Origin of the sequence: Endozoicomonas sp. (genome assembly GCF_051008435.1) — a bacterium.
In the GTDB taxonomy this organism is placed as follows: domain Bacteria; phylum Pseudomonadota; class Gammaproteobacteria; order Pseudomonadales; family Endozoicomonadaceae; genus Endozoicomonas_A.
Window position 1 is genome coordinate 1 of sequence record NZ_JBPCXO010000358.1, and the last position, 14,605, is coordinate 14,605.

Genomic DNA, 14,605 nt, shown 5'->3' on the forward strand with positions numbered 1-14,605 from the left:
GCGTCCCTGTGTAGCACCTTGCAAGTGCATTGTTATTAACACAGGTATTTTGCCTGAACAGCACAGAGGGCGCTCCTTTCAGTTCATTCTGTCTTACTTCTTCAGATCGTTAAGCGGGACTTAAGGGCAAGCCAGCCCGAGACAGACACCTCTATCCAAATCAGCCGGGGAAAGAAACCGGGTATTGTTTTTGAAATATTCCTGGGCTTGCTGCGGGTTCTCTTCGGCTTGGTACGGGCATTCGTTGTCGTCTGAATAGGTTGAACGACCAAAATCAGAGGCTTGCAGAGGCACGTTATGAATCAATACAAAGGCGGTTGCGATCAAGCATTGAAAGAGTAAATTGAAAGAGTCTTTGGAACGCTTTGATTGACTCACAACTTGTTTTCCCTGAAAATTCGAATTGAATCAACGCTTAAAAGTAGTCAGGGAACTCTGGAAAGCAAGGTAGGGTTTTCTCCTGTTATTCTTCCTCTTCCTCTTCCTCTTCCTCTTCCTCTTCTTCGGATCGCTGAAGAGGAATAACGGCCTGATCGATAATCAGCGCCTGTTCTTCTTCCGTCATATTGTTGAAGTCAGGGTTTTCTTTCAGTTGTTGCTGGAAGCGGGCTACCCGGAGCCTTTCAACTTCTTCCATTTCTCTACCCTGATCTTCCAGTCGGTTAGCTAATGCAGTACTCATCTGATCAAGGCTGATCCTGCTGCGTTTGCCAAAGTCTTCTTCCACTCGTTTTGCGGCAGTATCCACAGCCAGGTAGAGCCTTTCGAGAGCGGCAGACGAAATATCCCGCTCCAGGCTGTTGTGAAGTTTACTCATGACACTGTTTTTGACCGTTAATAAGTCATTACGGCTCAGAGGATTCAGAGAAACACTACCATTATCGTCTAAAGCTCTTTTGATTGGCCGGCCCAGAGCCGCCATTCTCAAAAGATAATGACCCCTGATTGTCTGTCTCAGTGTTTCTTCCAGCGTTGACTCAATCGCAGACTGAGTCATCCCGGGATTAGGGGTTCCACAATGACGCGTAATAGCCAGAGGGATCTCAAGTAACTGATCCTGAATGTAGTAGCCGATTCCCCGGCTAATTTCCGGAGGCGTAATCCCCACCTCCTTGAGCTTTCTCTTGAATGTGTTAAAAGTCCTGCGATTTTTAATCAGTGTATCGATTCGGTCTTTATAACTCTGAAAGATCATCAGGGCTTTTTGTTGTTTCAGAATTTCTTCTGCCAGTTCTTTTCTGGATTCAGCAAATTCACTGACCTCCTGTTCAACACCGGCGTTAACAGAGTCGACCAGGTGTTTGTCTTCTTCTGTTTCAAGCCACTGGCTCCATGGTTCCCAGTATGTATTGGCCACTTCTGCGGTGATGGTTTCTCGCAGGTACTGTTTAAAAGGACTCTGGGCCGTCATCTTGGCCATCATTCGCCGAGACGATTCCATGCAATGAGCTTCAATACGGGCTCTTTCATCGGTCCCTTCAGGCAGTAGTCTCTGGTAATACTGATAAACGTCTTTGGCTGAATGGACCAGGGCCTCTGTATGATCTAAATAGTTCAGAAGTCGGCTGATGGCATTGCCAGCTGTCAGTGTGGTGACAATAAAGCCTAAGCTGGACGTGGCTATTGGCCATAATGCTACCGCCAGTAAACCTCCATAGAAGGTGCTGCCTGCAACCAGAGCTCCGGCTGCCGCTGAACCTCCCAGCACAATCAGACATTTTGCACCTTCAACGGCCAGGCGACCAAACGCACCGGCTTCCCGGTTGTTATAGGCACGAATGGCTTCTGTTAATCGGTTATATCGGAACAGAATGGGGTTAAAGCAAACATTAAAGACACTTCTGGCCAGGCCTTCTTTTTTGGCAACGCCTCTGGCAATCAGAGCCAGTTCATCCATGGGGCTGGATGCATGGGCAAAGGCAGGACCATAGTTGATCAACCGGTTCAGGGCTCTAACCGCACGACCATCCAGTTGGTTGACGCCTTCACGAATGGCAATGGCTCCGGTTGCGTTAGCGGTTGCGGTCGCAATGGCTCCCACAAATCCGCCCACGGTCCAGCCCACTGCACCCCCGGCTGGGCCTGCAATCAAGGTTCCGGCCGTTAATCCAATCACGTTGCCCAGTCTGGAGCCGGCGGTATTACTGGACAGATCCATAAAGAAATTCAGGGCAACAGACCCTTTCAGGGCCAGGTCAGAGACATTCAGTAGAAATTGAAACTGTTTCAGCAGTGCTGCCTGATCCGGATTGTTGGCGTAGTCGAACTCTTCTATCAAGGCTTCATCGCCTGCAAAGTAAGAGGCGGCCGACTCAGCCGACAGCCTTGCCTGAAGTTGTGTAACCAATCCAGCATTTCTGGCTCCGACCAGTATTTTTAACTGTTCAATAGTCTGGGCAGAATCGCCTATCAGGCGTCTGAACAAACGGGGGTTTCTGTTGGCAATTTCGAGCACACCCGACAAGGTTTCAGAGGCTTGTCTTTCAAGTTCTGCATAGCTGCCCTGGACTCCGGTCAGAATACTCCAGGCACTGCCTTTACCGCTGTACCAGTCCTGTATCTGACTCGCGGCTGGCTGAACGATGCTGGAAACCCGGTTCATAATCCCTGCCGTGGAGCCAGGAATGGCTTCACAGGTTTTCAGCAGTTCTTCCCTGAACGAGTAACCCACGGCTTTCAAATCTTTCAGATGCTGGAGCTCGGCCAGTTTGTCATTAAGCGGTTTTCTGTCTGGCCAGATAACCTGATACCCGACAGCCATGACAGCTTCTTTACCTGAGTTGACTGGCCTGACAGGCGCTGTTTCCTGAAGTGCCTGATCCATAACTCTCAACAGTTTTATGTTTTCCTGATAAGTACCGGGAGTCATCACGGAGGGCGTGTCAGGTTGCTCTATCCATGCTCTGGTCTCAGCCATCACCTGTTCTTCCTGGGCCAGCCTGAGATCATGATGTTTCTGTTGGTATGCGACTATTGATGAATAGCTTGGATTTTGGTGATAAGCCTTCAAATGATCACTGTAGTGATCAATGGCACGATACAACTTCGTTTCTACATCATCCTTGCCGGCATTCAGCTTTGCCATCAGATGCGAGGTAGAAGGCGGCTTCAGCATAAAAGTTCGTTCTGAGAGTGGCTCGTCCTGCTCCAGTTTCATAAAACGAGTCAACTGAATGGCATGATCGAAATGCCTTAACTGTTTCAGAATCTCGGCACTAAAGTCTGCGGGTAACTCGGTATGCCCTTCCAGAGCCAGCATATAGCCTACTTGCTGCTCTATATCATTGAGTTCGTCAATGGAGAGTTCCGATAGCTCAGTCGCTACAAGGTATTGATAGCGCTGTTTGAAGTAGAGCTTGCGACATTCAACTTCCAGATACTCTCGAACCTCTGCATGATCAGGGTTCTGGATGAACTCAGTCAGGTTTTCCGGTGTGCAAGGCATCACCGCTATGAACTTGAGACGGTTTGATAACGACTGCAGTTGTTGGCGGCTTTGCCATTGCCCGGAGCGCATCTTTTTTCGAGCGTCATTGATATCAGAGCTGCAACGATCCAACAGCAAATCATGAACGATTTGCGGTGTTTTCCAGGTCATTGTCTCTGTTAACTGAGAGCGCTTGTTCCAGTCTCCGGGTGGGGGCAAATAAAGTCCCTCCAGAGCCTGTTGAGAGTTCATTTTTTTCAGCTGAAGGCTTTGAGTCAGGCTCTCGGCGGACGGGTAGGCACCGGCACTCTCTAGTTTGAACGGATCTGTAGTGATGTTCTGTACAAAGCATTCATGAAGAACATGATAAAAAGGCGCTTTGCCATGGAGGGTTTCAAATTCAAGCAACCCTTCCAGCAAAGTGTCGTATTGATGGGTTTCCAGTTGACTGAACAAAGCTTCCAGTTTTTTTCTGGCTTCCGGTTTACTGGAGGTAATGCCCCACCAGTTTTTTTCTACATCAGTCGCCAGGGCCAATAATCGTGCTTTCAAGAGGGCAAAGCCACTTTCAGGGCACTCATCCAGAATCAGTTCCAGGATGCCGTAAGGGTGCATCATGGATATGACTTCTGCATCCATGCCATTTTGTCTGAAAGTATTCAACAGGTCGGGATACTCATTAATCAACGTTTCCCGCTCGTGGCTGGAGAATTGCCAGTGATCTTTTTGAGCGGCTGGATGATGTGCCGCCGCTTCTGCCAATCTGGCATCGTAATCCTGCACCCAGTCTGGATTCTCGTCAGCATCAACAAAGGGATCGTCTTCATCACCCGAGTCACTTTCTGTGACTGGCAGAGGAGTTGTTGTTGTTGTTGTTGTTGTTGTTGAGCTTACAGAGTGGAATTCTATTGAGTCCTCTGGCCGTTCCGAACCTGGGGTCGCGGTATCTGAGCTGGAATCTTTGTTTTCAGCGTGAGTAAAGTCTGTTGTTTTGCCAACAATCACTGCGGGCAATGATTGGGTCACCGCATGTTCAGAGATGGGATTATTTAAGGGGGTCGAGTCACTTCTGGTCTTTTGTCCAGACAAGTAAGTTCGCGCAAGGCCTATAGGGGTTTGCAGAGATTTCAGGCTGCTGTGAGGACTGCCTGTACAATTGTCTGTACATCGGGTACCTGCGGGAAGACTTCCCATCACGACTTCTAACATGCTTGGCCTCCTGCCAATATTGGATATGGGGGTCCTTTGTGGTTTGAGACACTTTCTGGGCTCACAAATTGCCATTTTGGTCAGAATGACTGACTGTCTGGTTAGGTATATAGAAGCAGCGGTCATAAAAACCATGAGCAGTACTGGTTTTCAGGATGAAGCCGCGTATAATTTCGCGGGTTTATCTGAATTATCCGGGGCTTTTCATGTATCAACTGGGCCGAAAGTTGTTATTTTGTCTCTCTGCTGAAAATGCACACGACGTGGCATTAGAGATGATAGGCGCAGGCCAGCGGCTGGGTCTGACCAATGCTTTTGTGCCGACAGTACCTTCTCGTCCCAGAGAAGTGATGGGACTGACATTTGAAAACCCTGTGGGTCTGGCCGCAGGTCTTGATAAAAATGCAGACTGCATTGACGGACTGGGCAGCCTGGGCTTTGGTCATATTGAATTGGGGACAGTGACGCCCCGCCCTCAGCCAGGCAACCCTAAGCCTCGTTCTTTCCGCATTCCGGAACGTCAGGCTCTGATCAACCGCATGGGTTTCAACAACAAAGGCGTTGATCATCTGGTTGAGAATGTTCGCAAGTGCAGTTACCAGGGCATTATCGGTATTAACATTGGCAAGAACATTGATACTCCCGTTGAAGAGGCTGAAAGCGATTACCTGACTTGCTTGAGGAAGGTCTATCCTCATGCCAGTTATATTACGGTTAATCTCTCATCGCCCAATACTCCGGGACTGAGAAAACTGCAGTTTGGTGATGCCCTGAAAAGCCTGCTGGATGCTCTGAAGAAAGAACAGGCTTTGCTGACGGACAAATACGGTCGCAAAGTACCGGTAGCCATCAAGATTGCACCGGATATGAGTGAAGTGGAAATTGCTGACATTGCCCGTGAACTGGTTGCGTATGAACTGGATGGAGTGATTGCTACCAATACCACACTGTCCAGAGATGCGGTGCAGGGGTTGCCAAATGCCGAGGAACAGGGCGGATTAAGTGGTGCGCCATTAAGTGACAGTTCTTCAGAAGTCATTAAATTATTGTCTTCCGAGCTTTCCGGAAAACTGCCTATCATTGGAGTGGGTGGTGTTATGGATGCTAAAACAGCGGCAGATAAAATCAGAGCCGGTGCCAGCCTGATTCAGTTGTATTCAGGCTTTATCTACAAAGGGCCTTCTCTGATTCGTGAGGCAGCAGAAGCGGTTTACTCTTGTGATCATGGCTGAATACTGAGTCTTCTGAGAGACACCATGAGGTGTTCAGACTCAGAATGTTTTGCTCAGCTCATGACCACTTGTGGTAGGAAAGAAGCCCCGGATATCCGGGGCTTATAGGCTCCAATAATAGGATTAGGGTACTCAGAGGAAGGGGGCTTTATTGGCCCGTTGCAGGCCGGAAATACCAATTAAGCCTTCCCAGTTGTCTACTCGACCTTCCCGCCAGCCCGTAAGCCAGGCCTGACGAAGTTGAGGTTCCGTATGAGGGCAGATATCCTTCGAACGTCCAGACGCACCTGTCTGATATCCTTTGGTAAAGGCTCTGTCTGTCATATCCCTTTTTTGTCTTTTCATCATGTGGTACTGCCTCTTGCTGGTTCGTTTATCAATGCCTCCCTGGCACCCTGTTACAGCACTCGGAAAATTCCCTGGTCCGTTCCGGTGTGATAGCTCCGGAAAGCTCCTCGGGTTTCCTGCAACCGGGGAGCTGGGAATAACCCAGAGAGCATACATACAGGGAAAGACTAACGATCTAAGTTCTAACGAAGTTTGATCTGACTGTCGAGAAATCAATCCTAATAAGGATTGAGTTTTTAAATGATTTTGGAATATAGGTTATGAATACGCCTCTTGCTGAGCATTCTCTAGAACTCTTTGCCAGCTGCCCCAAGGGGCTGGAGATATTACTGGCCAGAGAGCTATCCGACATCGGTGCAGAATCTGTCCGGGAAACTGTCGCTGGCGTGAGCTTTACGGGCAGCCTGGAGGTTGCCTATCGCAGTTGTCTTTGGTCTCGGCTGGCCAGCCGGGTTTTGTTGCGGCTCGGTGAAATTAAATCCGATACTAAAGACAACCTTTACCAAGGTGTTGCAACCTTTGAGTGGGATGAACACCTGGATAGCCAGAGCAGCTTCAGAGTTGATTTCACCGGCTCCACACCTGATATAAACCACACGAAATTTGGTGCTCAGGTTGTTAAAGATGCCATTGTTGATCAGCTAAGGAATGAGCATGGCTGGCGGCCTTCAGTGAATGCAGCTAACCCTGATTTGCGCATTAATGTTCATGCCCGTGGGAAAACAGCTTTTGTATCGATTGATCTGTCCGGTCAGAGTCTTCATCAGCGTGGCTATCGTCAGGAGTCTGGTGAGGCGCCATTAAAGGAGAACCTGGCCGCTGCCATTTTGGTGCGTGCAGGATGGCCGGAAATGGCAAAACAGGGCAAGCCCTTGATGGATCCTATGTGTGGAGCAGGTACCCTTCTGATCGAAGGTGCCATGATGGCTGCAGACATTGCGCCGGGATTGCTTCGCGCCCGTTTTGGTTTTGATCGCTGGATGGGTCATGTGCCCAAAGTATGGATGACCGTGCTCGAAGAAGCCCGTGAGCGTCGTCAGCAGGGGCTGGCGGCAATGAACTCTGACATTATTGGCTTTGAAGGTCTCGGATCAGTGACTCATCGTGCCAAGTCGAACTTTGAAAGAGTCGGGCTGGCGAAGCGGATAACCCTACGACAGCAAGAGCTCAAGGATCTGGAAATGGATTCTGCTATAGAGCCTGGTCTGGTGGTTTGTAACCCTCCTTACGGTGAGCGTATGGGAGATGAAGCCAGCCTGGTTTATCTCTACAAACATCTGGGTGAAAAGCTGAAGCAGAGCTGCCCGGGCTGGGAAGCAGGCATTTTTACGGGTACGCCCAATTTAGTGAAAAGTCTCGGCATGGGGCCAAAAAAGAGTTATTCACTCTTTAACGGTGCGCTGCCCTGTAAGCTCTTTCTTTACGAGATACGCAGTCGTGAAGCGAGAGAAGCCGTTTCAGAAAAGCAGGAAAGAAATCAAACAGAGACCCGGTCCGTTACCTTTATCTCTGAAGGCGCCACCATGTTTGCCAATCGCTTGAAGAAAAATCTTAAGCAGATGAGCAAGTGGGCCAGAAAAAACAACATCGAGTGTTATCGACTCTATGATGCGGATATGCCCGAATACGCTGTGGCGGTCGATGTGTATCGTGACTGGGTGCATGTTCAGGAGTATGCAGCCCCCAAAACCATTAATGAAGAGAAAGCTCAGGAAAGGTTAATGGAAGCCCTGGCGGTGACGCCTGAGGTTCTAAGCATACCGGATGAAAATATTGTACTGAAGAGACGTGAGCGTCAATCCGGTTCCAATCAATATGTCAGGCAGGCTGAGCAGCGTCAGATGATGGAAGTCGAGGAAGGCGGCTGTCGTTTATTGGTTAATCTACATGATTATTTGGATACAGGACTGTTCCTGGATCACCGACTGATGAGAATGAGACTTCAGAAAGAGGCTGAGGGTAAGCGCTTCCTCAACCTTTTCTGCTACACCGCGACGGCAACGGTTCATGCTGCCATGGGTGGGGCGGTAACATCCACCAGCGTGGATCTTTCTAATACATACCTGGGTTGGGGGCGAAAAAACCTGGCGTTGAATGGTCTGAGTGAGCGTCGCCACCGTATGGAGCGTGAAGACTGTCTGAAATGGTTGGAAAAGGACACCAACGAGTACGACCTGATCTTTATGGATCCACCTACTTTCTCTAACTCCAAGAAGCTGGAAGGTGTTTTTGATGTCCAGAATGACCATTTTCGGCTGATAGAACTGGCAGTAAAAAGACTGAGTGCAGGCGGTATTCTCTATTTCTCTAACAATTTCCGAAAATTCAAACTGGATGAAAGAGTTGAATCAGAATTTGTTGTGGAAGAGATCACCCGTCAAACCATCGATCGTGATTTTCAGCGCCGCAAAGGTATTCATCGAAGCTGGAAGATTATGCAAAAGTAACTAGCACGATCGTGTAGGTGTTAGGCTTCTGTCGTATTTCGGTATCCCCTTGTCAGAGTGTGCGAATTACAGGTATTGGAACGGCTCTTAATAGGACTTAATAAAAAAGGTCTTTATTTTGACCAACCAAAGAACGAAAGGGAGAGCTCTCAATAAGCTTATGAATAACAGAATATGTTTCTATAAACTTATTGAAATCTCCCCCGCCCTGGGTCTGTCGGACAATTGATTTTGAGTATCAGTCCAACAGATTCCTAAAGATCAGGAAGATCGAAATATACCAGGGATACAGTCATTGACCGTCGCACTCGGAGCAAGGGGATAGCCTTTATATGTCACAATCTTTGAACGTACTAAAACAGCCCAGGCCGTTTTATCTGATTTTCTTTCTTGAGCTATGGGAGCGTTTTGGTTACTACGGACTTCAAGCCATTCTGGCCGTTTATCTGGTGCGTGAGCTGGATATTCCGGAGTCTGAATCATTCATTATCTTTGGTGCCTTCAATGCTCTGGTTTATGGCCTGGTAGCCATTGGTGGCTTCCTGGGGGACAAAGTTCTTGGCACCAAACGAACCATAGTGTTCGGAGCAGTGGTGCTAATGGCCGGTTATGCCATCATGGCCATAGCAGGCAAGGACATCCAGATGGTTTATCTGGCTCTGGGTACGGTTGCTGTGGGTAATGGTCTGTTCAAAGCGAATCCTTCCAGTCTCCTGGCTAAATGCTATGAAGAAGGCGACAGCCGTCTGGATGGAGCCTTCACCATGTACTACATGGCGATCAATATAGGCTCTTTTATTTCCCTGCTGGGTGTTCCTTATGTAGCGGATCATTATGGCTGGAGCGTTGGCTTCATGGTCAGTGCCATTGGTCTGCTGGTGGCTCTGGCTAACTTCTTTATGATTCGTCACTGGGTGGCTGATTACGGTTCTGAGCCAGACTTCAAACCTGTTGCTTTTCAGAAGCTGGCGCTGGTTTTTGTGGGCGTTGTAGCAGCCTGTTTTGCCAGTGCTTTTGTCCTGAATCATCTGGTGATTGCCAATATTCTGCTGGCCATTGTAGGCAGTGGCGTGGTACTGATCTTTCTCAAGGAAATTCTGGCTTCTACCGGTGTTGAGCGTGGCAAGATGATTGTTGCTCTGGTATTGATGCTGGAAGCCATCATCTTCTGGATCATGTACTTTCAGATGCCGACTTCCCTGAACTTTTTCACCATTAACAATGTTGAACATATTGTTTTTGGCTTTGAAATCAATCCGGTCTCTTTCCAGTCCCTGAATCCATTCTGGATCATGGTGGCCAGTCCGTTATTGGCTTACCTCTACAATCGCAGCGGTGTCACCGGTAAAGCCATGAGCATGCCCGTGAAGTTTGCTTTTGGTATGGCTTTGACGTCTATCAGCTTCCTGTTGATTCCTCTGGCAGCTCAATTTGCCAGTGCCCAAGGGATGGTTGCTCCGGGCTGGATCGTGGGTACTTATCTGGCACAGGCTCTGGGTGAGCTGCTGATCAGTGGTCTGGGTCTTGCCATGGTCGCGCAACTGGTGCCCAAGCGTATGCACGGTTTTATCATGGGTGCCTGGTTCCTGACCTCTTCAGCAGCTTCTGTTGTAGCGGGCTATGTGGCAGGTTTCACAACTATTGAGGCTGGTCATGCGGCGACTGCACTGGATACTCTGCCTGTCTACAGTCATTTCTTTGAGACGATGGGGCTGATTGCGGCCGCTGTGGCTTTGGTTATGTTTGTGACGGCGCCCAGGCTGAACAAACTGATGACCTCTGAAGAAGAAGGTCAGGCTGCGCTGGTTACTGCCTGATTGACCTGACCGTTTAGTGATTAGAAAAGGCGACTGTTGAGCACGACAGTCGCCTTTTTTGTTGCCCATTAAAAAGAGTCGTCCTTAATCAACAATCCTCCTCAATTTCTCTGCTCCCAGCCAAAATATGAATAGTCTGTTCTACTCTAATGACTCAACAGCAGAGCCAAAGAAAAGTGGATCCTCCTCTATGTTTGTTCTGCCAATCCAACAGTTAGGTGAACAATGCCCAGATCGTCTCTTCATCTGTCTCTGTTTTTCTGGATTTTGTGCAAATCTGTAGAGGTGCAGGGCACTTCCGTTGAACTTCTGTCTGTTCATTCCGGGGTAATGCAGCATACCCTGGCCATGACATTGCTTGTCGGTCTCGGTGGCTTCTTCCATTCAGACTCTGATGATCCATTCAATGAGAGAGGTGAAGAGACCTTTGGTGAGGACCTGTCCCTGGTCTTGGCTGAACAGGGACATCAATCCATTCAGGTTTCTGTGATAGTTTGTCCCTCTGGTTCACAGACCGGGAGTTCAGAGAAAATTAGGGGAGTGGAGGTATCCTCGGAAGGTTCAAACAGAGGCTCATGCCCTTCCTGTGGTGATGCAGTAGCAGGGCGTTGTTCGGGTATAGCAGGTGCTGGTGGTGAGGAACCTCCTGATGACAATGATAAAGGGGATAAGCCTTTGTCAGCGGATGAGTTCGATGTTCCCGATTTGATCTGTGTTATTTGTGGAGAGGCGTGTCAAAGAAACGGTTTGAGAACCTCTTGCTGCGATCAGCTGGTCTGTGAAAAATGCAGAAATCAATGGCATGAAAGCCGGTGTATGGTCTGCTGCAGCCGGAATAAACCAAAAAGCTATTGTGGTATCAATCGATGTCGTAAAGAGCTTACCGGGTTAGAGCCTGATCAGGTCCAGTCACACCTGTTGCAGGCACATTCACAATCGATTGCCTGTGTGCAGCCATGCTGCCAGCATGTGCTTCCCCTGGGGCAGTCGCTTCCACCTGATCACGCCTTTACTCATCATTCTCATTCGGTGGTGACCGGTCTGGATCATAACAGTGTTGTCTGTAGTTTGAGTTACTGCTGGATGGTGAATGTTCCTGTCAACCAGGTGCAGTCATTACCGGCTGGTGAGCCTTTACCTCAAGGTGCCGTGATGCTTCAGCCTATTGTCGGCATGCTTCAGCCTATTGTCGGCATATTGCCAGTGCAGCACATTGTTTTTGTTTGTGACCTCTGCCAGTTTGTGAGTTATAGCCCTCAGACTCATTCATTTCATATGTACCTGCATATGTTGAATGTCTACAGTCAGGCTTTAGTGATTACCTGTCCCCATGATGACTGCCAATATCAGACTGGGAATATCATGGGGCTGGGTCAGCATTTTCAGAACCACCATATGCTATTTATTTGTCCATTCTATGGTTGTTCCGCTGCTTATAATCAGGAACGTCGTTGTCAGAACCACTTCAATCGATGCCATGGGAAATACGTGGGAGAGGACTAAATCTTTCTGCCTTTGATCCCAGGTGGGCGTTTGTCTTACCCACTTTCTTCTCAGCTATGAGACAGTCCCGGTTTTTTTATCGAACTCTCGGAGCAGCAGGGTGAATACGGTCTTCAGACCCTGCTGATGTGTCTTGTGGCAAGCCGAATGGAACTCATAATTTCATGAGAGTCATCCCTTAACGCTCGCATCGGTGTTCAGTGTCAGTATGCATATAAATATGAACTATTATTTCAGCTCTTTATTCAATAGTTCTGACGTATGAAACCGATTCGCCACTCATTGTTTTCTGCCTGTCTGTTGTTCAGTTGTTGTTTGTTTTTCGCCAGTTCAACACTGGCGGGTCATCTGGAGAGCCTTCAATTCAAGCTTCAAAGAGCCGGGTTGACTGAGCAAGGCAGGAAGATAGGGGAGTTCAAATCTCGATTCCCTGGATTGGTTCTGGTCATCGATCGCTGGTTACCTGCAAGCGTTTCCCCTGAGATCGAAGCTTTACTGGCTAATCTGGTTCTCTATATGGTCTACATGGACAGTCAGCACGGGGTTTTGTCAAGCAATGCGGCCTCACTTGAACAGATTGCCCACGAACAGCTGGTTGCTATTGCGGGAGATAGGGAGTCCAGGCAATTACCAAAAATGACTCAGTTGGAAATATTGTTTGAATTGTTTTTTGTTATCGAATCCTATCGGCTGAGTATTCATAGTCCGGCAGAGAAGGTGGATGACGAGGTATTTAAAGTAGCTTTGGAAAGTTATTTATTGGACAAACCCTACAATCGAGCTCCCTTTGTTGAAATGGAGCAAGAACGCTCTCTGGAACAGATGACGCAACGTTTTAATCTGTTGTCATTGTTGATGATGCTGGCAGGAAGTGGGCGTTCAAGCACCAATGCTCAATTGATTCTTGGTGCTATCAAGTCATTGACTCCTTCGCAGCAGCACACTCTGAGCCAGCGAATTCTGGAGTTGATCATTCTGAGAGGTGATTCCCTTCATGCCTTCCAGCGTTGGCTTGAGTCCCAATTGGAAGCGGGGCGAAGCAGTGGCGATATTTTCTCACAACTACTGGACAACGATGGATCGGTCGAAGGTTTTGAGGCAACCCCGGAAAAAATAATGCCGGATGTCAGGTCTGACTGGCAAGGCCCCAGAACCTATATCCAGCCGTCCTTGATGAAGGATCCCGCCGGTTACGGACGATATCAAAGACCAGCAGAGTCAGGTCGATGGCAAATACCGGATGCTGAAAGTCAGGTTCGTTCCAGAATCCATAAGTTAAAACAGGAGCGTGATGCGCTGATTCAAGGGGCAGATAAAGAAGAACCCGATTGGTTTCCGGGAGCAGTACCCGTATCGAACAGAGCGTTGATGGATGAAATCATAAAAATCTTGAAGTTTCTGGAGAGCGGAGAGGTGAAAGGGGATCCTGGCAAGCTTCATGGTGAGTTGCTGAGTCATTTAGAGCGACTGAATCAGGCCTATCCATCGAAGCAGAAGTTCAGCGACAGAATTAATGCCGTAACAAAAGCGGGAGCTAGAAAGCGTTTTACTGAAAAGCAACAGGTTTATAGCAACAACAAGGACGATGCTAGACAGTCAGCAAGGGATCATTCTGCGCAATATGATTATGAGTTAGCGCTTCTGAGAATAAAGCTGACAGCAATGCGGCTACAGAGAGGGCAAGGTCGTGTGGTGGATCTGAGTGAGACCCAGCTCTATGCCCAGGATTTGAAATCTTTGAGAATGCAGTCGCAGCATCATGGGCGTCGTTTTGGAACATTGACGGCTCAGCAAGAGAGAGAAATCTCGGAGCTGTGTACCCATTGCAGAAATATAATGAGGACAGAAGAGGGTCAATATCTTGATCTTCGAACAGAGCAGTGGGAAACATTACCTGAGCCATACCGTGAAGCTGCAAGCAAGATAATGGACTATATCATTCAGCGTTTTAAACAACTGCCAATGCCTGAACGTTCTGGCCAGGCTGCAGAAGCCCCTTTTCTAGAAGATCAGACAGCAGATAAGTCTGTTTTTACTGAGCCCCATTTGCTCAGTGATGCATTCAACCGGCTTAAACGATCTGATACGCCTAATGAACCATCTTTGTTGCCCGCTGGTGTCTGCCGTTGCCCTGTGGCCAAAGATAACTATTGCTTTTACCAGGCTCTGACAACAGCCATGGAGCTGGGAATAACGGGAGAGGCTCTGTTTCAGCAAATTGTCCTGCTGGCCCAGAATACACTCACTGAATTTCCTCAAACCCTTTCACTACTCAATAGTATTCTGGCTAATAGTATGAGTACTGTGGAGGAGCTGGCGGCCCTCGCATTTGTTGAGTATGCAGGGGTTCAGATGTGGGGGCATACCGGTATGTTACCGTTAATTGCCTGGTGGTTTGGTTCATCTGTGCTGGTCACCACGCCTGCCACCTGGGAAGGTAACGGAGCACTGCTGTTTCTGGCTGATGGTACCTGGGAGTTTGTACAGACTGAAGCGGGAGGGGGATTACACACAGTAGAAATACTTCAGACCATGTTTCCATCCCTGGCTGTGATCGAGAACGCCGACAATCACTGGAGTGTTCTCAGGGTAGAGAATGTAGCCAGATACCGGCGTCGCTGA

General features: G+C 48.5%; 8 protein-coding genes. 5 read left to right on the forward strand and 3 right to left on the reverse strand.

Annotated elements, in window-relative coordinates; translation table 11 throughout:
* Nucleotides 1–120 precede the first annotated feature (120 nt).
* Both ACR2PX_RS17995 and ACR2PX_RS18000 read right to left on the reverse strand, forming a co-directional pair.
* Nucleotides 121–378 carry a hypothetical protein gene (locus tag ACR2PX_RS17995; RefSeq protein ID WP_434000743.1) on the reverse strand — a complete coding sequence of 86 codons (258 nt, stop codon included), beginning with the start codon at nucleotides 376–378 and terminating at the stop codon, nucleotides 121–123.
* Nucleotides 379–463: 85 nt separating this feature from the next.
* On the reverse strand, nucleotides 464–4,636 hold the full coding sequence (locus ACR2PX_RS18000) for a hypothetical protein (RefSeq protein WP_434000744.1): 4,173 nt from the start codon (nucleotides 4,634–4,636) through the stop codon (nucleotides 464–466).
* Between the two features lie 155 nt (nucleotides 4,637–4,791).
* Here ACR2PX_RS18000 and ACR2PX_RS18005 point away from each other — a divergent pair, with 155 nt between their 5' ends.
* Nucleotides 4,792–5,868 (forward strand): quinone-dependent dihydroorotate dehydrogenase, encoded by a 1,077-nt coding sequence (locus ACR2PX_RS18005; protein WP_434000745.1) that lies wholly within the window; start codon nucleotides 4,792–4,794, stop codon nucleotides 5,866–5,868.
* A gap of 132 nt (nucleotides 5,869–6,000) precedes the next feature.
* On the opposite strand, the gene rmf is transcribed toward ACR2PX_RS18005, so the two are convergent.
* Complete coding sequence (gene rmf, locus ACR2PX_RS18010; RefSeq protein WP_434000746.1) at nucleotides 6,001–6,216, reverse strand: ribosome modulation factor; 216 nt, start codon at nucleotides 6,214–6,216, stop codon at nucleotides 6,001–6,003.
* Between the two features lie 260 nt (nucleotides 6,217–6,476).
* Here rmf and rlmKL point away from each other — a divergent pair, with 260 nt between their 5' ends.
* The 4 genes from rlmKL to ACR2PX_RS18030 all read left to right on the forward strand — a co-directional run bounded on the left by rlmKL (nucleotide 6,477) and on the right by ACR2PX_RS18030 (nucleotide 14,605).
* Entirely contained in the window at nucleotides 6,477–8,663 is a 2,187-nt protein-coding gene (gene rlmKL / locus ACR2PX_RS18015; RefSeq protein WP_434000747.1) for a bifunctional 23S rRNA (guanine(2069)-N(7))-methyltransferase RlmK/23S rRNA (guanine(2445)-N(2))-methyltransferase RlmL, read from the forward strand.
* 332 nt (nucleotides 8,664–8,995) lie between these two features.
* The gene (locus ACR2PX_RS18020) at nucleotides 8,996–10,480 is read left to right on the forward strand and encodes an oligopeptide:H+ symporter (RefSeq protein ID WP_434000748.1); all 1,485 of its coding nucleotides are present in this window, start codon (nucleotides 8,996–8,998) and stop codon (nucleotides 10,478–10,480) included.
* A 225-nt stretch (nucleotides 10,481–10,705) separates the two neighbouring features.
* Entirely contained in the window at nucleotides 10,706–11,983 is a 1,278-nt protein-coding gene (locus tag ACR2PX_RS18025) for a hypothetical protein (RefSeq protein WP_434000749.1), read from the forward strand.
* Nucleotides 11,984–12,244: 261 nt separating this feature from the next.
* Nucleotides 12,245–14,605 (forward strand): hypothetical protein, encoded by a 2,361-nt coding sequence (locus ACR2PX_RS18030; protein WP_434000750.1) that lies wholly within the window; start codon nucleotides 12,245–12,247, stop codon nucleotides 14,603–14,605.

Excerpts from the sequence above, each read along its gene's own strand:
- ACR2PX_RS18030 (WP_434000750.1), top strand. The coding sequence starts at position 12,245 with ATGAAACCGATTCGCCACTCATTGTTTTCTGCCTGTCTGTTGTTCAGT.
- ACR2PX_RS18020 (WP_434000748.1), top strand. The coding sequence starts at position 8,996 with ATGTCACAATCTTTGAACGTACTAAAACAGCCCAGGCCGTTTTATCTG.
- rmf (WP_434000746.1), bottom strand. The coding sequence starts at position 6,216 with ATGATGAAAAGACAAAAAAGGGATATGACAGACAGAGCCTTTACCAAA.
- rlmKL (WP_434000747.1), top strand. The coding sequence starts at position 6,477 with ATGAATACGCCTCTTGCTGAGCATTCTCTAGAACTCTTTGCCAGCTGC.
- ACR2PX_RS18000 (WP_434000744.1), bottom strand. The coding sequence starts at position 4,636 with ATGTTAGAAGTCGTGATGGGAAGTCTTCCCGCAGGTACCCGATGTACA.
- ACR2PX_RS18025 (WP_434000749.1), top strand. The coding sequence starts at position 10,706 with ATGCCCAGATCGTCTCTTCATCTGTCTCTGTTTTTCTGGATTTTGTGC.
- ACR2PX_RS18005 (WP_434000745.1), top strand. The coding sequence starts at position 4,792 with ATGAAGCCGCGTATAATTTCGCGGGTTTATCTGAATTATCCGGGGCTT.